Source organism: Jutongia sp. (assembly GCF_057878315.1).
The window spans coordinates 1-21,410 of sequence record NZ_DBLXSO010000053.1 but is presented as its reverse complement, the minus strand read 5'-3'; the positions used below and the strand labels follow the sequence as shown (position 1 = coordinate 21,410).

20 protein-coding genes are annotated in these 21,410 nt (G+C 45.9%); 17 read left to right on the top strand and 3 right to left on the bottom strand.

Translation table 11 applies throughout. The features are described 5' to 3' along the window. The 17 genes from rpsA to gltA all read left to right on the top strand — a co-directional run. Positions 1-1,073, top strand: a 1,073-nt coding sequence (gene rpsA / locus ACZLMD_RS11165) for a 30S ribosomal protein S1 (protein ID WP_489495701.1), incomplete at its 5' end; no start/stop codon positions are given. Between the two features lie 163 nt (positions 1,074-1,236). Then, positions 1,237-2,013 carry a CheR family methyltransferase gene (locus tag ACZLMD_RS11160; RefSeq protein WP_482522969.1) on the top strand — a complete coding sequence of 259 codons (777 nt, stop codon included), beginning with the start codon at positions 1,237-1,239 and terminating at the stop codon, positions 2,011-2,013. A 203-nt stretch (positions 2,014-2,216) separates the two neighbouring features. Then, on the top strand, positions 2,217-3,224 hold the full coding sequence (gene plsX / locus ACZLMD_RS11155) for a phosphate acyltransferase PlsX (RefSeq protein WP_022306261.1): 1,008 nt from the start codon (positions 2,217-2,219) through the stop codon (positions 3,222-3,224). A gap of 78 nt (positions 3,225-3,302) precedes the next feature. Then, positions 3,303-3,557 carry an acyl carrier protein gene (locus tag ACZLMD_RS11150; RefSeq protein WP_022306260.1) on the top strand — a complete coding sequence of 85 codons (255 nt, stop codon included), beginning with the start codon at positions 3,303-3,305 and terminating at the stop codon, positions 3,555-3,557. Then, a complete protein-coding gene (rnc, locus tag ACZLMD_RS11145) occupies positions 3,554-4,282 on the top strand; it encodes a ribonuclease III (protein ID WP_118560610.1) in 729 nt (242 codons plus the stop codon). Before ACZLMD_RS11150 ends, rnc begins: the two co-directional genes overlap by 4 nt. Next, on the top strand, positions 4,273-7,836 hold the full coding sequence (smc, locus tag ACZLMD_RS11140; RefSeq protein ID WP_489495700.1) for a chromosome segregation protein SMC: 3,564 nt from the start codon (positions 4,273-4,275) through the stop codon (positions 7,834-7,836). The genes rnc and smc overlap by 10 nt, the downstream gene beginning before the upstream one ends. A gap of 105 nt (positions 7,837-7,941) precedes the next feature. Next, positions 7,942-8,868, top strand: coding sequence for a signal recognition particle-docking protein FtsY (gene ftsY, locus ACZLMD_RS11135; RefSeq protein ID WP_489495699.1), 927 nt, complete (start codon positions 7,942-7,944; stop codon positions 8,866-8,868). Positions 8,869-8,888: 20 nt separating this feature from the next. After that, positions 8,889-10,106 carry a threonine ammonia-lyase gene (gene ilvA / locus ACZLMD_RS11130; RefSeq protein WP_482522972.1) on the top strand — a complete coding sequence of 406 codons (1,218 nt, stop codon included), beginning with the start codon at positions 8,889-8,891 and terminating at the stop codon, positions 10,104-10,106. 133 nt (positions 10,107-10,239) lie between these two features. Further along, entirely contained in the window at positions 10,240-11,454 is a 1,215-nt protein-coding gene (gene hisZ / locus ACZLMD_RS11125; protein ID WP_489495698.1) for an ATP phosphoribosyltransferase regulatory subunit, read from the top strand. Positions 11,455-11,518: 64 nt separating this feature from the next. Beyond that, positions 11,519-12,169 (top strand): ATP phosphoribosyltransferase, encoded by a 651-nt coding sequence (hisG, locus tag ACZLMD_RS11120; RefSeq protein WP_022306253.1) that lies wholly within the window; start codon positions 11,519-11,521, stop codon positions 12,167-12,169. A 36-nt stretch (positions 12,170-12,205) separates the two neighbouring features. Continuing rightward, on the top strand, positions 12,206-13,501 hold the full coding sequence (gene hisD / locus ACZLMD_RS11115; RefSeq protein WP_022306252.1) for a histidinol dehydrogenase: 1,296 nt from the start codon (positions 12,206-12,208) through the stop codon (positions 13,499-13,501). Between the two features lie 74 nt (positions 13,502-13,575). Continuing rightward, positions 13,576-14,166 carry an imidazoleglycerol-phosphate dehydratase HisB gene (hisB, locus tag ACZLMD_RS11110; protein WP_022306251.1) on the top strand — a complete coding sequence of 197 codons (591 nt, stop codon included), beginning with the start codon at positions 13,576-13,578 and terminating at the stop codon, positions 14,164-14,166. Between the two features lie 29 nt (positions 14,167-14,195). Beyond that, positions 14,196-15,458 carry a bifunctional phosphoribosyl-AMP cyclohydrolase/phosphoribosyl-ATP diphosphatase HisIE gene (gene hisIE / locus ACZLMD_RS11105; protein ID WP_489495697.1) on the top strand — a complete coding sequence of 421 codons (1,263 nt, stop codon included), beginning with the start codon at positions 14,196-14,198 and terminating at the stop codon, positions 15,456-15,458. A 26-nt stretch (positions 15,459-15,484) separates the two neighbouring features. After that, complete coding sequence (locus ACZLMD_RS11100; protein ID WP_022306249.1) at positions 15,485-15,658, top strand: hypothetical protein; 174 nt, start codon at positions 15,485-15,487, stop codon at positions 15,656-15,658. A 23-nt stretch (positions 15,659-15,681) separates the two neighbouring features. Continuing rightward, positions 15,682-16,179, top strand: a complete 498-nt coding sequence (locus tag ACZLMD_RS11095; RefSeq protein WP_489495696.1) for a CYTH domain-containing protein — start codon at positions 15,682-15,684, stop codon at positions 16,177-16,179. Between the two features lie 62 nt (positions 16,180-16,241). Beyond that, positions 16,242-17,120 (top strand): sulfide/dihydroorotate dehydrogenase-like FAD/NAD-binding protein, encoded by an 879-nt coding sequence (locus ACZLMD_RS11090; RefSeq protein WP_484108773.1) that lies wholly within the window; start codon positions 16,242-16,244, stop codon positions 17,118-17,120. 90 nt (positions 17,121-17,210) lie between these two features. Beyond that, complete coding sequence (gltA, locus tag ACZLMD_RS11085; protein WP_489495695.1) at positions 17,211-18,599, top strand: NADPH-dependent glutamate synthase; 1,389 nt, start codon at positions 17,211-17,213, stop codon at positions 18,597-18,599. A 151-nt stretch (positions 18,600-18,750) separates the two neighbouring features. On the opposite strand, the gene ACZLMD_RS11080 is transcribed toward gltA, so the two are convergent. Genes ACZLMD_RS11080 through ACZLMD_RS11070 form a run of 3 tightly spaced genes read right to left on the bottom strand, consistent with a single transcriptional unit; the run spans position 18,751 to position 21,398 of the window. Next, positions 18,751-20,079, bottom strand: coding sequence for a sensor histidine kinase (locus ACZLMD_RS11080; RefSeq protein ID WP_489495694.1), 1,329 nt, complete (start codon positions 20,077-20,079; stop codon positions 18,751-18,753). Continuing rightward, positions 20,069-20,815, bottom strand: a complete 747-nt coding sequence (locus ACZLMD_RS11075; protein WP_022306244.1) for a LytR/AlgR family response regulator transcription factor — start codon at positions 20,813-20,815, stop codon at positions 20,069-20,071. Before ACZLMD_RS11075 ends, ACZLMD_RS11080 begins: the two co-directional genes overlap by 11 nt. Continuing rightward, on the bottom strand, positions 20,790-21,398 hold the full coding sequence (locus ACZLMD_RS11070; protein WP_022306243.1) for an accessory gene regulator B family protein: 609 nt from the start codon (positions 21,396-21,398) through the stop codon (positions 20,790-20,792). Before ACZLMD_RS11070 ends, ACZLMD_RS11075 begins: the two co-directional genes overlap by 26 nt. Between the last annotated feature and the right edge of the window lie 12 nt (positions 21,399-21,410).

The window sequence follows — 21,410 nt, the reverse complement described above, 5'->3', positions numbered from 1 at the left end:
TAGAAGCATCACTTGTAACAATCCACAATGGAGAGATTGTAGAAGGGACAGTTATCGATGTAAAGGAAGATGAGATTGTCCTTAATATTGGCTACAAAGCCGATGGTATCATCACACGTAATGAGTACAGCAATCAGTCAGGAATCGACTTGAGAGATGTTGTAAAGGTTGATGATGTTATGAAAGCAAAGGTTCTTAAGGTGAACGACGGAGAGGGTCAGGTTTTACTGACATACAAGCGTCTCGCTATGGAGAAGAGTAACGAGCGTATCCGTGAAGCATTTGAGAATAAAGAAGTATTAAAGGCTACAGTAACTGCTGTATTATCCGGCGGTTTAAGTGTAGTTGTTGATGAGACAAAGATCTTCATCCCTGCAAGTCTTGTATCTGATTCTTATGAGAAGGATCTTTCCAAGTACAATGGACAGGAGATTGAATTTGTTGTAACTGAGTTCAATCCTAAGAAGAGAAGAATCATCGGTGACAGAAAGCAGCTTCTGGTTGCTGAGAAGGCAAAGCTGAAAGAGGAGCTTTTCGCAAGAATCCACGTTGGAGATGTTGTAGAGGGTACTGTAAAGAATCTGACCGATTTCGGTGCATTCATCGATCTTGGTGGAGCAGACGGACTCCTTCATATTTCCGAGATGTCCTGGGGACGTGTTGAGAATCCTCGCAAGGTATTCAAGGTTGGCGATGTAACAAAGGTTCTCATTAAGGATATTAAGGATGATAAGATCGCATTAAGCCTGAAGTTCGAGGATCAGAACCCATGGTTAAATGCCGATGGTAAATATAACGTAGGTGCAATCGTTAAGGGTAGAGTTGCAAGAATGGCAGATTTCGGTGCCTTCGTTGAACTCGAGCCGGGTGTTGACGCACTTCTTCATGTTTCTCAGATCTCTAAGGAGCATGTGGATAAGCCATCTGATGTACTGTCAGTAGGACAGGAGATCGAGGCTAAGGTTGTTGATTTCAATAACGAGGATCACAAGATCAGCCTGAGCATGAAGGCTCTGTTGAATGACAACGCTTCTGAGGAAGAGGAAGTTGCTGTGGATACAGACGCTGAGTAATTCGCAAGAATAATTCCTTTCGCCAATCCATCATCGATGGGTTGGCGAATTTTTGCTTATGGGGAGAAGGGGTAGAATACGGTGGGATACATCCTTTTATGGGGAAAAGTGACAGAAACCGTGGTTCATGGCTTATGAGCTGAGAAAGGAAAGCAGGATTTGTATGGGTGATTATGAAGTTTTTAAATCGAAAATATTTCAAATGACAAAGATTGACTTAAGCTGCTATAAGGAACGCCAGATGAAACGCCGGATTGATGCGCTCATTGTGAAGGCGGGGATTGCCACCTATGATGAGTATGTTGCTGCACTCAAGAAGGATCCGGCATTGCTGGAAGAGTTTGTGACATATTTGACGATCAACGTGTCTGAGTTTTACCGCAATCCGGATCAGTGGAAGGTGTTGGAGAATGAGATCCTTCCGTATTTGTTTGAACGTTTCGGTAACGATATCAGGATCTGGAGTGCAGCGTGTTCTACCGGGGATGAGCCATATACGCTTGTGATGCTGTTGGCGAAGTTTATTCCGTTGAACAGGATCCACATTCTGGCGACAGACCTGGATAAGCAGGTGTTAGAGAAGGCACAGATCGGTCTCTATGATGAGAAGAGTCTGAAAGGTTTACCAAAGGAATTTATCAAAAAGCATTTTACACAGGTGGGGGGGAAGAGCTATCAGATTCATGATGAGATTAAGAAATGTGTAGAGTTTAAACAGCACAATCTTCTCAAGGACTCATATCCGTCCGGATGCGATATGATCGTCTGCCGTAATGTGATGATTTACTTCACGGAGGATGCCAAGAAGTCGATCTATCACAAGTTCAATCAGGCGCTTAATGAGGATGGCATGCTTTTCGTGGGGAGCACGGAGCAGATCATATCTGCGGAGGATTATGGATTTACAGCGTATCGCTCATTCTTTTACAAAAAGGATTAGATTATTTGGCGGTTTTTAAGGCGGCAGGCTTTAAAAACCGCCGTTTTTGTGGTATTGGAAAATGCTCGGCTTGTTTTCGCTCACTTCTTGCACTATGAAACAAATTCGGGTATAATATACTTTGTATGCTTATGCACAGGAGACGTCTGACAACACAGAAGCACTGTGCAAGATCAGGAGAAGCAGGAAAGGTTGGATAAGAAATGGACGAAAAGATCAGGATCGTAGTGGATGCCATGGGAGGAGATAATGCTCCGGAAGCCCCGGTACATGGTGCCGTAGATGCGCTGGCAGAGAATAATAAAATTGAGATTACCCTGGTTGGCCGTGCAGAGGAAGTACAAGCAGAGCTTGCCAAATACAGTTATGATGAAAGCAGAGTTCAGATCGTTAATGCAGAAGACGTGATCGGTTTTGATGAGCCACCGGTAGAAGCGATCCGCAAGAAAAAGGATTCCTCGATCGTTGTCGGTATGAAGCTCGTCAAAAAGGGCGAGGCGGATGCGTTTGTATCGGCAGGAAGCACCGGCGCGATTCTGGTAGGAGGACAGCTTGTTGTAGGCAGGATCCGCGGCGTGGAGAGAGCACCGTTAGCTCCGCTTATCCCAACGACAGACGGCGTATCTCTTCTGATCGACTGTGGTGCCAATGTAGATGCAAGAGCCTCTCATCTGGTGCAGTTTGCAAAGATGGGATCCATCTATATGGAGAATATCGTGGGGATCAAGAATCCGCGTGTGGCAATCGTCAACATCGGTGCCGAGGAAGAAAAGGGGAATGCCCTGGTTAAAGAGACATATCCTTTATTAAAAGAATGTGATGACATTAACTTTATCGGAAGCATTGAAGCGAGAGACATTCCGAAGGGTGGTGCAGACGTTATCGTCTGTGAAGCATTTGTCGGCAATGTTATACTGAAGCTGTATGAGGGACTTGGTTCTGCACTGCTTCATATGGTCAAGAAGGGGCTGATGAGTTCTCTTCGCAGTAAGATCGGTGCACTTTTGATCAAGCCGGCACTGAAGCAGACATTAAAGTCCTTCGATGCATCCGAGCATGGAGGTGCACCATTGTTAGGACTCAAAGGTCTTGTTGTTAAAGCACACGGAAGCTCCGGCGAGGCCGAGATCAAGACGGCGATCCTTCAGTGCATTTCCTTCAGCGAGGAAGGCATCAACGACCGTATCCGCGAGAATTTAAAGCTCGATTAGACGATGGTTTCCGATTCGGATTGCCGGAATATAGGCTTAAGTGACTTGTGATAGAGTTTTGCAGAAATGAGGGTTCATATGGAATATGAAAAGCTGCAGAAGCTGCTGGCAGAGATATTAGAAGTAGAGCCGGAGCAGATCCGGCGGGAGAAGTCCTTTGTGAGAGATTACGGTGCTGATTCACTGATGCTTTATCAGATACTGATGGGCGTGGAGGCAGTGTTTGGAGTGATCGTTGAGGAAGAGGAGGCTGTCCGTTGGAATACGGTGGGACAGCTCTGGGAATATTTACAGACAGGCAGAGGAATTACAGGAAAGGGTTTGGCGCAATGAAAGCAAAAATGATGGAAGAGTTTGAGAAAGAAGTTGGCTATATTTTTCAGGACAAAACACTGCTTGCGACAGCATTGACGCACAGCTCATACTCCAACGAGAAGCACATGAAGAAGTCACAGTGCAATGAACGGCTGGAGTTTCTGGGGGATGCGGTGCTGGAGCTGGTATCGAGCGAGTTTATTTTCCGCAATCATCCGGACATGCCGGAGGGCGAGATGACTAAGACGAGAGCCAGCTATGTCTGTGAACCGACTCTGGCACTTTGTGCCAAAGAGATTCATCTGGGCGATTACCTCCGCCTTGGCAAGGGAGAAGAGCTGACCGGCGGAAGACAGAGAGATTCCGTGCTTTCGGATGCGTTAGAGGCAACGATCGGTGCCGTATATATGGATGGCGGCTTTGAGCCTGCCAAGCGTTATATTGAAGCACATATCCTTAAGGATATTGACAATAAAAAGCTGTTTTATGACAGTAAGACATTTCTGCAGGAGATCGTGCAGAGACATGAGGGCAATACTTTAGAATACCGTCTGATCGGTGAGAGCGGACCGGATCACCACAAGGAATATCAGGCGGCGGTATTTGTCAATGGAAGACAGATCTCCACGGGAATCGGTCAGACTAAGAAGAAGGCAGAGCAGTCCGCAGCCTATGAGGCAATCCTTATCTTGAAGAGAGAGTCTGACAGTCAGAATAAGCAGGGAGAACATACATGTATTTAAAAAGTCTGGAAGTGCATGGTTTTAAATCATTTGCCAATAAACTTATTTTTGAATTTCATAATGGAATTACGGCGATTGTCGGACCAAACGGCAGTGGTAAGAGTAATGTTGCCGATGCCGTGCGCTGGGTGCTTGGAGAGCAGAGTGCCAAGCAGCTTCGTGGTGCGAAGATGGAGGATATCATCTTTGCGGGAACAGAGCTTCGTAAGCCGCTCGGTTATGCGTATGTGGCGATCACCATCAGCAATGAGGATCACAAGCTGAATGTGCCGTACGAGGAAGTGACGATCGCCAGACGTGTGTATCGTTCCGGAGAAAGTGAATATCTGTTAAATGGGGCATCCTGTCGTCTTCGTGACATTCAGGAGCTGTTGTTTGATACCGGTATCGGTAAAGAGGGATATTCGATCATCGGACAGGGGCAGATCGACAAGATCCTAAGCGGTAAACCGGAGGAGCGCCGTGAGCTGTTTGATGAGGCGGCAGGTATCGTGAAGTTCAAGAAAAGAAAAGCAGCTGCCGAGAAGAATCTGGCCGAGGAGCAGCAGAATATGGTTCGTATCGAGGATATTCTGTCAGAGCTTGAAAAGCAGGTCGGACCTCTTGAAAAGCAGTCCGAGAAGGCACATGAATACCTGATCTATCGTGATGAACTGCGTGGACTCGATGTGAATATTTTCCTGATGGAATATGACCAGATCCATACCGAGATGGAGGATGTGTCCAGAAAACAGGACATTGCATCGGCAGATCTGGAAAATGCAAGAAAAGAATTTGAAGAGACGAAAAACGAATATGCACAGGTGGAAGAGATTCTCGAGAAGCAGAATCAGAGCCTGGAACAGAACAGGGAAAACCTCACGACATCCCGTGTATCCTTAAACGAACAGGAGGGAAATGTCAAGGTGCTGCAGGAGCAGATCCGCAGTGCCGGACAGAATGAGGAGCATTATAAGGAACGTCTGGAAAGCTTACAGAAGTCTTTAAATGAAGCGAAGGAAGAAAAGGCAGGCTACCAGGAAAAGCAGGATGCATTTGATGAAAAGCTTGCCGGAATCCGCAGGGAGCAGGAGCAGCTGCAGGAGACTCTGGCGCAGACAAGCAGTCAGATCGCAGAAGCCGAGAGAGAAATTGCTGACCGCAATGATGAGATTATGAAGGCAATGACACAGACGACGGAGATCAAGACAACCCAGCAGAAGTTTGAGACAATGCTGGAGCAGATCAATGTCAAGCGTGCAGAGCTGACAAAGCGTGTTCTTGAGAATAAATCCGAGGCGGCAGGACTGCAGGAAGCGATGGAGGAGCAGAGAGCTGTTCTGTCCGATATTTCGGACAAGATTGAGGGCATGGATGCCAATACGGTTGAGATCCGCAATTCGATGAAGAGGCTTTCCGAGAGAAGTCAGGAGTTAGAGAAGGAGCACCGCGATACACAGCAGAAGTTCCATATGGCAAATTCGCGGTTAAATTCTCTGAAAAACATGACAGAGCGGTACGAGGGCTTTGGACAGAGTATACGCCGTGTCATGGAGCAGAAGGAGCATAACCCGGGCATTATCGGTGTTGTTGCCGATATTATCCGTGTGGAGAAGGATTACGAGATCGCCATTGAGACAGCGCTTGGCGGAAGTATCCAGAATATCGTTACGGACAATGAGCAGACCGCCAAAGCAATGATCGCCCTTCTGAAAAAGAACCGCTATGGACGTGCCACGTTCCTTCCGTTGACGAATATTTCCGGAAGGGGAGTCAATCAGGCACAGAATATTCTGCAGGAGCCGGGTGTGGTCGGTTTTGGATCCTCGCTGGTTCATGCGGAGGCGAGATTTGACCGGCTTGTGGAATATCTTCTCGGAAGATTTGTTGTTGTAGACCACATCGATCATGCAATCGCGCTTGCTAAGAAGTATAAGCATTCCCTGCGGATCGTTACCAAGGAGGGAGAGCTTTTAAATCCGGGTGGTTCTATGTCCGGTGGTGCTTATAAGAACAACAATAACCTTCTCGGACGTCATCGTGAGATGGAGAATCTCGAGAAGGAGGTTCAGGCACAGCGTGACCGGATGCGCGGTATTGTGAAAGAACAGGAAGAGGGCAGACAGGAAGCCAAAGAGCTGCAGGATGCCATGGAGAACAATCGTAAGATCCGTCAGGAACTGATTCTGAAGCAGAATACGGCGAAGATCAATTACGACAGAGCCAAGGGAGATTTCTTAAAGAATCAGGATGATCTGGATCAGATCCGTCTGGAGAGTCAGGGAATCGATACCCAGAAGGCAGAGCTTACCGGTCAGCTTGATGCATTGAAGGCAAGCATCAGTGACACGGAAAGCAAGAGCAAAGAAAACGAGACACATCTGGAGGAGTTAAATAAGTCTCTGGAACAGCTTCGTGAGGAAGAAAAGAGGCTGACCGAGAAGAACAGTGAATACTCCTTAAAAATCTCCACAGAGATCCAGAGCAATGAGTTTGTTGCTCAGAATATAGAGCGAATCGATCAGACCATGAAGGGGCTGAAGGAGGAATTTGAGGCGACTGCCGGAGACAGCCGTCAGGCGGAAAATCTTATGCAGACAAAGCAGCAGGAGATTGAAAGTGCCAGAAAGCAGATCGAGGAGACGAAAAAGTCGATCGAAGCTCTGGAGGAGACGATCCGGCAGGAGAGCGAGAATAAGGACAAGCTCTCCAGACAGCACAAGGATTTTATCGATAAACGAGAAAGTCTGTCCGATAAGATCAATGAGCTGGACAAGGAGTGCTTCCGTCTGAATAACCAGAAAGACAAGATGGAGGAGCGGATCAATTCAAGAACCACCTATATGTGGGAGCAGTATGAGCTGACCTATCATGCGGCGGAGGAGCTTCGGACAGAGACGGAACTTAGCATGCCGCAGATGAAGCAGGAGATCAGTTCTCTGAAAGGAAAGATCAAGGCACTCGGTGATGTCAATGTCAATGCCATCGAACAGTATCAGGATGTGCTGGAGCGCTATACACAGCTTAAGACACAGCATGATGATCTGATCAAGGCGGCGGGCGTTCTGGAGGGTATCATCAACGAATTGGATGAGTCAATGCGCAAGCAGTTTGCGGAACAGTTTGCGGAGATCAGAGAACGTTTCGATAAGGTGTTTAAGGAGCTGTTCGGCGGTGGCCGTGGTACCCTGGAGCTTCTGGAAGAGGAGGATATCCTGACGGCGGGCATCAAGATCGTTGCACAGCCTCCGGGAAAGAAACTGCAGAACATGATGCAGCTTTCCGGTGGAGAGAAGGCACTGACGGCGATCGCACTGTTATTTGCGATCCAGAGTCTGAAACCGTCACCGTTCTGTCTGCTGGACGAGATCGAGGCGGCGTTAGATGATTCTAACGTAGACCGCTACGCACAGTACTTACATAAGCTGACAAAGGATACACAGTTCATCGTGATCACGCATCGTCGTGGTACGATGAATGCGGCAGATATCTTATATGGAATCACCATGCAGGAAAAGGGTGTTTCTACACTTGTATCCGTAAATCTTCTGGATGAGAAGGATGTTGTCAATTAACGATATGATGCAGCAGAGAGGTCTGCGGCATCTGTTTGGAGCAGAATATCGTCTGTGCCAAATATCATTACATATATCGCGGTAATGGCGGGAAATGGAGTAATTATGGGATTTTTTGACAGATTAAAAAGCGGTCTGACAAAGACCAGAGATAATTTTGTGTCAGGGCTTGATTCCCTTTTCAGTGGCTTTTCAGAGATTGATGACGATTTCTATGAGGAGCTGGAGGAGATCCTGATCATGGCTGATATCGGTGTTGCTACGACAGACCGGATCATTGAGGATCTCAAGGAAAAGGTAAAGGAACAGAAGATCAAAGAGGTTTCTGTATGCAGAGAGCTTCTGATGGATACGATCAAGCAGCAGATGAAGGTGGATGAGACGGCGTATAAGTTTGAGCATAAGACCTCTGTGGTACTGATGATCGGCGTAAACGGCGTTGGAAAGACAACCTCTGTCGGCAAGCTGGCAGGCCAGCTTAAAGCACAGGGTAAAAAGGTCATTCTGGCGGCAGCCGATACCTTCCGTGCGGCGGCGATCGAGCAGCTGACCGAGTGGTCGAACCGCGCAGGCGTTGAGATCATTGCAGGACAGGAGGGCGGCGATCCGGCATCGGTTGTCTTTGATGCGGTCAATGCAGCGAAAGCAAGAAAGGCGGATGTGCTGATCTGTGATACGGCAGGACGTCTTCACAATAAAAAGAACCTGATGGAGGAGCTTCGCAAGATCAACCGGATCATTGAGAGAGAATTTCCGGAGGCATACAGAGAAACACTGATCGTGCTGGATGGTACGACCGGGCAGAATGCACTGGTACAGGCGAAGCAGTTTGCGGAGGTTGCAGACATTTCCGGAATCGTTCTGACGAAATTAGACGGCACTGCCAGAGGCGGTATTGCGATCGCAATCCAGTCCGAGATGAATATACCGGTTAAATATATCGGTATCGGAGAACAGATCGATGATCTGCAGAAGTTTGACGCAGACAGCTTTGTGGATGCGCTTTTTGAGAAAAGAGAAGAGGAACAGTAAGAAAGGCATGGTGATATCAGATGATGACATTGGAAAGTTTTGAGGAGGCAGCAGAAAAGGTAAAGGAAGTCACCCTTCCGACCAATTTGATCTACAGTGATTATTTTTCACAGATGTCCGGCAACAAGGTATATTTAAAGCCGGAAAATCTGCAGAATACAGGAGCATATAAGGTAAGAGGTGCTTATTATAAGGCGAGCACACTGACAAAGGAGGAGCTGGCGCATGGACTGATCACTGCATCGGCAGGCAACCACGCACAGGGTGTTGCCAACGCAGCTAAGCTGTTTGGGACAAAGGCTGTGATCGTTATGCCGACGACCACGCCGCTGATTAAGGTCAACCGCACCAGAAGCTACGGGGCAGAGGTTGTTCTTCACGGAAGCGTTTATGATGAGTCTTATCAGAAGGCACTGGAGATCGCCGAGGAGCGTAACATGACATTTGTGCATCCGTTCAATGATCTGGCTGTGGCAACCGGTCAGGGATCCATTGCGATGGAGATCTTCAAGGAACTGCCAACGGTTGATATTATTCTGGTACCGATCGGAGGAGGCGGACTGGCAGCCGGTGTATCTACGCTTGCCAAAATGTTAAATCCAAACATCAAGGTGATCGGTGTGGAGCCGGCAAACGCAGCCTGCATGAAGGCTTCCTTAAAGGCAGGAAAGGTTGTTTCCCTGCCGAGCGCCGTAACAATCGCAGACGGTACTGCCGTAAAGACACCGGGAGACGTTGTATTCCCTTATATCCAGAAGAATCTGGATGATATCATCACAGTGGAGGATGAGGAACTCATCGTCAACTTTCTCGATGTTGTTGAGAATCATAAAATGGTTGTAGAAAATTCCGGGCTTCTGTCTGTAGCAGCGCTCAAGCATTTAAATTGCAAGGACAAGAGAGTCGTATCGATCTTAAGCGGCGGCAACATGGATATCATTACGATGTCCTCCGTGGTACAGCATGGTCTGATCGAGAGAGGACGTGTATTTACCGTATCCGTACAGCTTCCGGATCGTCCGGGCGAGCTTGTGAATGTCGCAAATGTGATCGCACAGCTTAAGGGTAATGTCATCCGTTTGGAGCACAACCAGTTTGTCAGCATCAACCGTAACGCCGCTGTTGAGCTTAAGATTACGCTGGAGGCATTTGGTCATGAGCATAAGGAACAGATTGTGTCCGCATTACGGGACAAGGGTTATGATCCGAAGTTAGAAAATCCAACCAGCCTTTACTAATTAAAAGACACCGGTATGGCAGATACGAAGAAACAAAACCGATATCCGGAAAGCGTTTCTTTTGATAAGGTCTGTGACCGAGCGCACCCGGCTCAGACGAAGATATATTACCGTGCGCAGAAAAGAGGAGAGCATGTCAGAGCGAAATTTTGGTCAGGAACTTTTGCATACGCCCGGCGGTGTCCGGGACATTTATGGCGCAGAGTGCGCCAGTCGGTTGAAAATTCAGCAGGAGCTTCATCAGGTGATGATCTCTTACGGATTTCGTGATATTCAGACACCGACCTTTGAATATTTTGATATTTTCAGCAAAGAAAAAGGATCTGTGCAGTCCCAGGCAATGTTTAAATTCTTTGACCGGGGCAACAACACCCTGGTGCTCCGTCCGGATATCACTCCGGCGATCGCACGGTGTGTTTCAAAGTATGACAGAGAAGAGGAAATGCCGATCCGTCTCTGCTATATGGGCAACACCTTCGTCAATACAACACCGTACAAGGGAAAGCTGCAGGAGGTCACACAGATCGGTGCCGAGCTTTATAATGACACAAGCTCCGATGCGGATGCCGAAATGGTCGTGCTGACAATAGAGTGTCTGCTAAAGAGTGGTCTTAAGGAGTTCCAGTTAGAGATCGGGCATGCGGATCTTCTCCGTGGTCTTGTCGAGGAGGCGGGCTTTTCCGAGGCAGAGGCAGCGCAGCTGTTTGAGCTGATCGAGAGCAAAAATTTCTTTGGTGTGGAGGAGCTTTTGGATCGTCTTACCGTTTCCGAACCGCTTAAGGAGATCTTTGTCAGTCTTTCTGAGCTGCAGGGAAGCTTTGATGAATCCGAAGCCTTTGTGAAGGAGAGAACCTCCAATGAGAGAGTGCTCAAAGCTCTGGATCGTTTAAAAAAGGTCGAGCAGATTGTGGCAATGTACGGTTACGAGCAGTACATTACCGTGGACTTAAGTATGTTAAGCAACTACAGCTATTATACCGGCGTGATCTTCCGTGCATATACATACGGCAATGGCGAGGCACTGGCAAGCGGTGGTCGTTATGACGGTCTTGTCGCACAGTTTGGAAAGGAAGCACCGGCGATCGGTGCGGTTATCATTGTGGATCAGCTTATGCTTGCATTAGAGAGACAGAACCTTCTTGTAAAGGAAAAGCTTGGCGGAACACTTGTTGTGTATCCGGCTGAGTACCGGGAGAAGGCGCACCATCTTGCAGCAAAGCTGCGCGGCAGCGGCAAAATCGTACAGCTTATCCGAAAGTCCTCAGGCAGAGAACTTGCACAATATCAGGAATATGCAGACAGGATCGGAGCTGATGATGTGATCCTGGTGCAGGCAGATACGATTTAAAGTATATTGATGAGAGATGGCCGGATGAGATAAATCACAACATGCAGAAGAACGGAGTGAAGAGATGAGATATATTACATTTGCCCTTGCAAAGGGACGACTGGCAAAGCACACATTAAGTCTTTTAGAGCAGATCGGGATTACCTGCGAGGAGATGAAGGACGAGAAGACAAGAAAACTTATTTTTGTAAATGAGGAGTTAGGTTACCGCTTCTTCCTTTCCAAGGCAACAGACGTGCCGACCTATGTGGAGATGGGAGCGGCAGATATCGGCGTGGTCGGAAAGGATACGATCCTGGAGGCAGGACGCAAGCTTTATGAGGTGCTTGATCTGAATGTCGGCAAGTGCCGGATGTGCGTGGCAGGTCCGGAGAGTGCCAGAGAGAAGTTAAACGATGGTTCTTTGATCCGTGTGGCAAGCAAGTATCCACGGATCGCAAAGGACTACTTCTATAATACAAAGCATCAGACGGTAGAGATCATCAAGCTGAACGGTTCGGTCGAGCTTGCCCCGATCGTTGGTCTGTCTGAGGTGATCGTGGATATTGTCGAGACAGGCTCAACTCTGAAGGAAAACGGTCTCAAGGTGCTTGAGGAGATCTGTCCTCTGTCAGCCCGTGTCGTAGTCAACGAGGTGAGTATGAAGATGGAGCATGAGCGGATCACGAAGCTTGTAAAGGATCTCAAAAAGATCGTTTCAGCCAATCAGGAATAATCAAATTTATGACAACAATACAAGGAGGAAGAAACTATGCGGATCGTTACACTGACAGAAAAAGAGAAAAACAATATTTTGGAAAACATGCTGAAAAGAAGTCCGAACCAGTACGGTAAATATCAGGATGCGGTAGACGAAATATTAAACGCCGTAAAAGTAAAAAAGGACGCAGCGCTTTTTGAGTACACAGAGAAATTTGACGGAGTGAAGATCACACCGGAGACGATCCGTGTTACAAAGGAGGAGATTGAGGAGGCTTACACACAGGTGGATGAAGAGCTGATCGATGTGATCCGCAAGGCACTTGTCAACATCCGTTCCTACCATGAGAAGCAGGTTCGCTACAGCTGGTTTGACAGCAAGCCGGACGGTACTTTGCTTGGTCAGAAGATCACACCGCTTGAGAGAGTCGGTGTCTATGTGCCGGGTGGAAAGGCAGTGTATCCTTCCTCTGTACTGATGAATGTGATGCCGGCAAAGGTTGCCGGTGTAGACCGCATCGTGATGACAACACCTCCGGGAAAGGATGGAAAGGTATATCCGGTAACATTAGTTGCCGCAAATGAAGCCGGTGTGGATGAGATCTACAAGGTCGGCGGTGCGCAGGCGATCGCAGCACTTGCTTATGGTACTGAGAGCATTCAGAAGGTCGATAAGATCGTCGGACCGGGCAATATCTTTGTGGCACTTGCCAAGAGAACCGTATACGGTCATGTCAGCATTGATTCCATTGCAGGACCAAGTGAGATCCTTGTGCTGGCAGATGAGACTGCGAACCCGAGATATGTGGCAGCCGATCTTTTATCACAGGCAGAGCATGATGAGCTTGCCAGTGCGATCCTGATCACAACAAGCATGGAACTTGCTAAGAAAGTATCTGAGGAAGTTGATGGTTTTGTGGCACAGCTTTCCCGCAAGGAGATCATCCGGAAGTCGTTAGATTCCTATGGATATATTCTGGTTGCAGACAACATGCAGGATGCCGTTGATACGGCAAACGAGATCGCATCCGAGCATCTGGAGATCATGACAGCCAATCCGTTCGACACGATGACAAGGATCCGTAATGCAGGAGCAATCTTCCTCGGTGAGTACAGCAGTGAGCCACTCGGTGATTACTTTGCAGGACCAAACCATATATTACCAACCAACGGAACTGCGAAGTTCTTTTCACCGCTTTCCGTGGATGATTTCGTCAAGAAATCAAGCATCATTTCTTACTCGGAGGAAGCATTAGCACTTGTTCATGAGGATATCGAGAAGTTTGCAAAGGCGGAGAAGCTGACTGCTCATGCCAACTCGATTGCCGTGCGGTTCGAGGAAAAGTAACGTTGCGCAATTGAAAGCGTTAGTGTATAATTATTTTCAACAAGTGTCCGGGAGGGACATAAGGAGGCGGAAAAGTGCAGGAGAGAAAAGCAGATATCAGCCGGGTGACCGGTGAGACAAATGTTCATATTGCGATCGATCTGGATGGAACCGGAAAGGCAGACATCCACACAGGCATTGGATTTTTTGATCATATGCTCAACAGCTTTGCAAGACATGGTCTGTTTGATCTGACGGTAGATGTGAAGGGCGATCTTGAGGTGGATTCCCATCATACGATCGAGGATACCGGCATTGTGCTGGGACAGGCGATCCGGCAGGCGGTCGGAGATAAGAAGGGTATCCGCCGGTTTGGTGACTGCATGCTGCCGATGGACGAAACCCTGATGCTTTGTGCACTGGATCTGTCCGGCAGACCTTATCTGAAGTTTTATATGCCTCTGACCGTTCCGAAGGTCGGCGATTTTGATACGGAGATGGTGCATGAGTTTTTCTATGCGGTCAGCTATGGTGCTGAGATGAACCTGCATCTTAAAATGTTAGACGGAGAGAATAATCATCATATCATTGAGGCAGCCTTCAAGGCATTTGCAAAGGCACTTGACAAGGCAGTCCAATATGATGACAGGATACAGGAGGTACTTTCCACCAAGGGAAGTTTATAGGATTTTAAGCAGAGAAAGGCGTTTAATTTATGAGTCAGAAGAAGATAATACCATTTATCAACGGAGAGAATGAGCTTTCCTCAAGCATTGTCACACTGGCTGACCGGTATTGCTGCGAGGGAGCAGACAGTCTTTATTTGTATAATTTTACCGGTGATGAAGCATCCCATGAGGAGTTTCTACACACACTGAGAGAGATTGAGAAGGACATTGACATTCCGTTTATGGCGGGGGTTCATGTGAACCGATTTGAGGATGCCAAGAAGGCTCTTTATACCGGTGCATCCCGCATTGTTATGCGCAGGGCGGTACTTCCGGTGGAGAAGGAGCTTACAGAGATCCTGGCGCGCTTTGACAAGGATAAGCTTGCGATTGAGATCGATATGCAGAGAGATCCGCATACGGCAGAGCAGCTGAATCAGTATTATGATATGGGATTTGGCATGGTGATCCTCAAGCATGTGGATGTGACGGAGAAGCTTATTCAGGCAGTGTCCGGCTGTAAGGCAGAGGTGCTGATCCGCGATGGATTGATCCGAAATGACCTTGCAGAGCTGATGGAACTTGACAAGGTTCAGGGAGTATCCACGAATTACTTCGAAGAAAAAGATATCTATAAAGCGAAACGAAGCCTGAAGGAGAATGGGATCGATGTGGCAGTTTTTGAATCTGCGGTTGATTTTGCCGATTTCAAGCTGATGGATAACGGACTGATCCCGGCAGTGGTTCAGGACTATCGTACCAATGAGGTGCTGATGGTAGCCTATATGAATGAAGAATCCTTCCGCCATACACTGGAGACCGGAAAGATGACTTATTACAGCCGCAGCCGTCAGGAGCTGTGGTGTAAGGGAGACACCTCCGGACATTATCAGTATGTCAAAAAGCTTATGATCGACTGCGATAATGATACGATCCTCGCAAAGGTGCGTCAGATCGGGGCAGCCTGCCATACCGGCAACAGAAGCTGCTTCTTTACAGAGCTTGCCAGCAGGGATTATGTGGATACCAATCCATTGACGGTGCTTACCGAGGATTACGATGTGATCCGTAGCAGGAAGGAGCATCCGAAGGAAGGCTCTTATACTAATTATCTTTTTGACAAGGGAATTGACAAGATCCTCAAGAAATGCGGAGAAGAGGCGACCGAGATGGTGATCGCCGCGAAGAATCCGGATGCGGAGGAGTTAAAATACGAGATTGCAGACCTGCTGTATCACACCATGGTATTGATGGTTGAATGCGGTCTGGATTGGAATGATGTTATGAAGGAGTTAGTGAACAGACGTTAATTGATCTATGGAAAGGAGGAATTGATATGGTTCCTGTACTTTTAGCAAAGTCGATTGCTGATCTCACCTTTGGAGGAGCATTTCTCTGGTATCTGATCAAGGCACTGGTCAGTGCGGCTGTTGCGTATGCAGCGATCCTGTTAGGAATCCGTTGGCGCAAGTCTAAGAATGCCAAGGCTGCAGCCGAGAAGGCACTGTAGTTATCAGAATTTGGAGAGTATATATGGAAATTGAGAAAAAGTTTCTGGTACGAAAGCTTCCGGAGAACCTCACACAGTATTCCGTGAAGCATATGGAACAGGGGTATCTCTGCACAGATCCCGTGCTCCGTATCCGAAAGAGCAATGACCGGTATATTTTAACCTACAAGTCCCGCATCGGGCTTGAAGGACAGGAGGGGGTCCGTGTCAATCAGGAGATTGAGGCACCACTTCATAAGGATAGTTATGAGCATCTTCGCAGTAAGGTGGATGGCAGTCTGATCATTAAGGACCGCTATATCATCCCCCTGCCGGACGGACATACCGGAGAGCTTGATATCTTTCATGGAGTATTGGAGGGACTCGTCTTTATTGAGGTTGAGTTTGCCGATCCGGAGGATGCACAGGCATTTGAACCACCGGAATGGTTTGGCGATAATGTCAGCGATGATCACCGGTATTCCAACAGTTTTTTATCAACATGCAAGGATTTATCAGTTTTTTCTATCGGGAAATGCTGATGAAATAAATTAGCTTTTTTCAAGGAAAAGGCTGTTATCACACAAGAAAATGGAGGCTCATTATGTTTAAGATTGTTAAAAAAGAGTATCTTGCCAATAATATCTGGCTCATGGATATTGAGGCACCCAGAGTGGCAAAGCACTGTCAGCCCGGACAGTTTGTCATCGTAAAAATGGATGAGGAAGGAGAGCGTATTCCGCTGACTGTCTGTGATTATGACAGAGAGAAAGGGACAGTTACCATCGTTTTTCAGACGGTAGGAGCTTCTACAATGGAAATGGCAGAGTATGAGGTCGGAGAGAGCTTTGAGGACTTTGTTGGACCTTTGGGATGTCCTTCCGAGCTGATCGAGATGCCGATCGAAGAGTTAAAGAAGGAGAAGATCCTTTTCGTATGTGGCGGTGTTGGTACTGCACCTGTTTATCCACAGGTTAAGTGGATGAAGGAGCATGGTGTTGACGTTGATGTTATCATTGGTGCAAGAACAAAGGATATCCTGATTCTTGAGGATGAGATGCGCAAAGTGGCAGCAAACCTTTATATTGCAACAGATGATGGCTCTTATGAGTTCAAGGGAAATGGCTGTGACAAGATCAAGGATCTTTATGCACAGGGCAAGAGCTATACAAGAGTTGTAGCAATCGGACCAATGATCATGATGAAATTTGTCTGCCTGCTGACAAAGGAAATGAATATTCCGACAATCGTCAGCATGAATCCGATCATGGTAGACGGAACCGGTATGTGTGGTGCATGCCGTCTGAAGGTTGGCGATGAGATTAAGTTTGCCTGTGTAGACGGTCCTGAGTTTGACGGTCATCTGGTAGACTTTGATCAGGCAATGAAGCGTCAGACAATGTACAAGACAGAGGAAGGTCGTGCAAAGCTTCGTTTTGAAGAGGGAGAGACCCATCACGGCGGATGTGGTCAGTGCCACTAATGTTTTGTGCATCAGGAACAGTGAATGTGCTGTTTTAGGCATATACATCAATAGGAACAATGAAAATCGCATGCAGAAATGAGGATAGATATGGAAGTAGATGTTATGAAGAGAATTCCTGTCAGAGAGCAGGATCCAAAGGTACGTGCTACAAACTTCGATGAGGTTTGTCTGGGATACAACAAAGAAGAAGCAATGGCAGAGGCAACACGCTGCCTGCAGTGTAAGAATCCACGCTGCGTTCAGGGATGTCCGGTTAATATTGACATTCCGGGATTCATCAAAGAGGTTGGAGAGGATAATGTTGCCGGTGCTTACAAGGTGATCAGCAAATATTCCGCCCTCCCTGCTGTCTGTGGTCGTGTATGTCCACAGGAGAGCCAGTGTGAGTCTAAGTGTGTACGCGGTATCAAGGGTGATGCCGTATCCATCGGTAAGCTGGAGCGTTATGTGGCTGATACTGCAAGAGAGCAGGGAATCAAGCCGGAAGCAGCTGTCGAGAAGAAGGACAAAAAGGTTGCCGTGATCGGTTCCGGTCCTGCAGGACTTACCTGTGCCGGTGATCTGGCAAAGCTTGGCTACGATGTAACAATCTTTGAGGCACTTCATAAGGCCGGTGGTGTTCTTTCTTACGGAATCCCTGAGTTCCGTCTGCCAAAGGACCGTGTTGTTGCAGCTGAGGTTGAGAATGTAAAGGCTCTGGGCGTAAAGATCGAGACAAATGTTGTTATCGGTAAGGCAACAACGATTGATGAGCTTCTGAATGACGAGGGCTTTGATGCGGTATTTGTTGGTTCCGGAGCAGGACTCCCTAGATTCATGGGTATTCCGGGTGAGAATGCCAACGGAGTATTCTCTGCAAACGAGTATCTGACCAGAAGTAACCTGATGAAAGCATTTGATGATAAATATGATACACCGATTATTGCCGGCAAGAAGGTTGCTGTCGTTGGTGGTGGTAACGTAGCAATGGATGCAGCAAGAACAGCACTTCGTCTGGGCGCTGAGGTTCATATCGTATATCGTCGTAGTGAGGAAGAGCTTCCTGCCAGAGTCGAGGAAGTACATCATGCAAAGGAAGAGGGAATCGTATTTGATCTCCTCACCAATCCAACCGAGATTCTTGTTGACGAGAACGGAAGTGTTAAGGGCATGACATGTATCCGCATGGAGCTTGGAGAGCCGGATGATTCCGGAAGAAGAAGACCGGTTGAGATCGCAGGTTCTGAATTTACGCTGGATGTAGATACGGTTATCATGTCCTTAGGTACCAGCCCGAATCCACTGATCTCTTCTACCACAAAGGGGCTTGAGATCAACAAGAGAAAATGTATCATTGCAGAGGAGGAGAACGGTCAGACCACGAAGGAAGGCGTATATGCCGGTGGTGATGCGGTAACAGGTGCAGCAACCGTAATTCTTGCAATGGGTGCCGGTAAGGCAGCTGCAAAGGGAATTGATGAGTTCCTGAGCAAATAATGAAATATAGTTCCGTGGCTGAGTAAGCTTTGATCTACTTGAAATGGAATATAACAATATGGACTCCCGGTTACCGGAAATGGTGACCGGGAGTCCATATTGTTATATTCCGGGATAATTGCAATTTTAGGGTGTGGATCCGGATCTTGCTTTAAACATGGTTTAAAACCGGCAGTGCGTCAGATGATTTTATGGGAATTACAATAATGGTTTCAAATGTATAATCTTTTGTAAAGCAAGAATACGTTCCGTCATATTTTTTGACCAGTGATCTCACATTGGTAAGGCCATATCCATGATAAAGTTCGTGGGTACTTTGACTGGCAGGTGATGATTTCAGCTTTGGTTGACATGTATTTTTGATATGAATAATAAATTCCAATTTCGTAGTAAAAAGTTCTGTATATATTTTTCTGGGGTGGGGAGAGGGGATTCCTCTGGTTGCATTCAGACTATTATCTAACAAATTTCCAATGATAATACACAGATCATAATCGTCTGTCGGGATGCGGGAAGGGATGATATGTATCTTTGTATCGAACTGAATGTTTTCATTCTGCGCAATCGTCATATAATTGCTTACAAAAGCATCAATCACTAAGTTGCCAGTGTTGATGCGGCTATAGTTTTGCTCCAGATGGTCAAGAGCGTTTTGAATATAAGAGATTACATCTGTATAATGTTGTGCTTCGATACAGTTTTGGATATAAAAAAAGTGTTTTTTTGTATCGTGCAACAAACTTCGCGTATTACGGTAAGCGGATGAGAGCTGTTGATATTTTGTTGTTTGAAAATCTACCTGTTTGGAGAGCTCCCGCTCTTTTTCTTTTAATGTGGCGACTTGTATTACATTGTCCAATAAATAATAATTTACAATATTTAAGGATAATAAACAGATCAGGACGGTGATATAATATGCATCTGCGATGGCATTTCCGGAAGATAAAAAACATTGTATTATGACAATTAAAATAATAAAGGATAAAAATGGTGTTAATATGATCAACAGATTATAAGAAACACTTTGGCTTTTGTATTTCTTATGCCATAATTGACGAAACAGAAAACAAAAAAACCAAATACAAAATTGTGAAATAAATGAGAGCTGTATATCAGAGATTAAAGCTGCCGTATGAGGGAAACATATGGATAGAAAAAAATAAGTCAGCATTTCCCCAAGACCACAAATCAACTGAAAACTGACTGAGACAAATAATCTATTACGAAATGTGCAATATGGATAGAGGTACGTGAGAATAACGGTAGTCAGACATCCTATGGTGATCAAAAGCAATGGTTTCGCCATGGTTTGGTTCGATATAAGCAGTCTGTTCGCGTTATATAAAATAATCTCGACAAATAGGAAACAGGAAAAAACAAGGGATTTTGGTAACTGTTTTTTAGGACTGCTTAAAAATAAATTCAGATATAAATATAATAGAGCGATGTCTATCACAGATGAAATGATATCAAATACCATGGTTACCTCCGTATATTATCATATGTTTTGTAAATAGGTCGCTAATCTCGCGTGCTTGTCTTCGGCTTAATGGCAGTTCGGTGCCGTTGGTGAGAATCAGTTTGGTATCACAAATATAGTGAATAAAGTCCATATTTACTAAGAACCCCCGACAAGGCGTAACAAAGCCATGGGGACTTAACGTCTGTTTCCATTGGAGCAGTGTCCCATGACTTTGTATCGTATGGTCAGTCAGAACAAAATCCAGACGGTTTTTTTCGTATTTTACAGCTTTTATATATAGAATGTTTTGTATATTTACGAGTTCTTTTTCTTCGCCGGCAGGAACAATGATTTTTTTACTCTGTGACTGTCTGTAGGATTGTAAGATTTTATTTAGGATCATGACAATGTCCGGATAAGTCAATGGCTTTTGTAAATACCAAAATGCCCGTACATTGAAGCTGTCCTGCATATATTGTGGATAGTGGCTTACAAAAATAATGCACACATCTTCCATATCGATTTCACGAACTCTGGCGGCGGTTTCAATACCGCTAAGACCGGGCATTTCGACATCAAGAAACAGGATTTGAAAACAAGGTGTTTTGTTAATGGTCTGTAGTAAGTCATTTCCTGAAGAAAAACAAGTGATGTCAAATTCTATATCATAGTTCATTTCATAGTGCTTCATATAATCGTTTAAGATTCGGATATCCTCTTTTTCGTCATCACAAATTCCGACTTGCAGCAGCATAAGCATTCTCCTTTTTATTTTGTATTTTACTTATTATAACACCAACGGCGGTGATTGTGACACAAAACGATAAAGTCGTCAACAATATATACCAATTTAAGAGAAAAGCAATGGTATATATGAGGATGATACAAACATAAACAATGTGAGCACGTTTTTTTAAGTAAACGCGTCTTGTTTGAGATATCGGTCGATGTCGTGTGTCTGCAGGAGCATAGAGAAACAAACAAATCATGGAAATTATCCAACAAGAACAGACAATAAGCGGATAAGAATGCATAAAAGGAACAATATATATGCATAAAAGATAACAGAAAATGGATAATATCATACAGCTCATAGGAGTAGAGGCATGCCATCCGCCAGAAAAACTTCGTAAAAAATAAAAGAATAAAAGAAAAAGCAAACACACAGGTAGTCTATGTACGATAATAGCAAAGAGTATAAACGCTGTAGTGAACAGTAATTGATTGCAAATATAAGAAAACAAATAGGTATAAATTTCACTTTCTTGTTTTGAAATTTGATGAGATTCATACAATATAGATGTCGTAACCGAACTTACGCGTTGTGTTATAAACATAAAAGATACCTC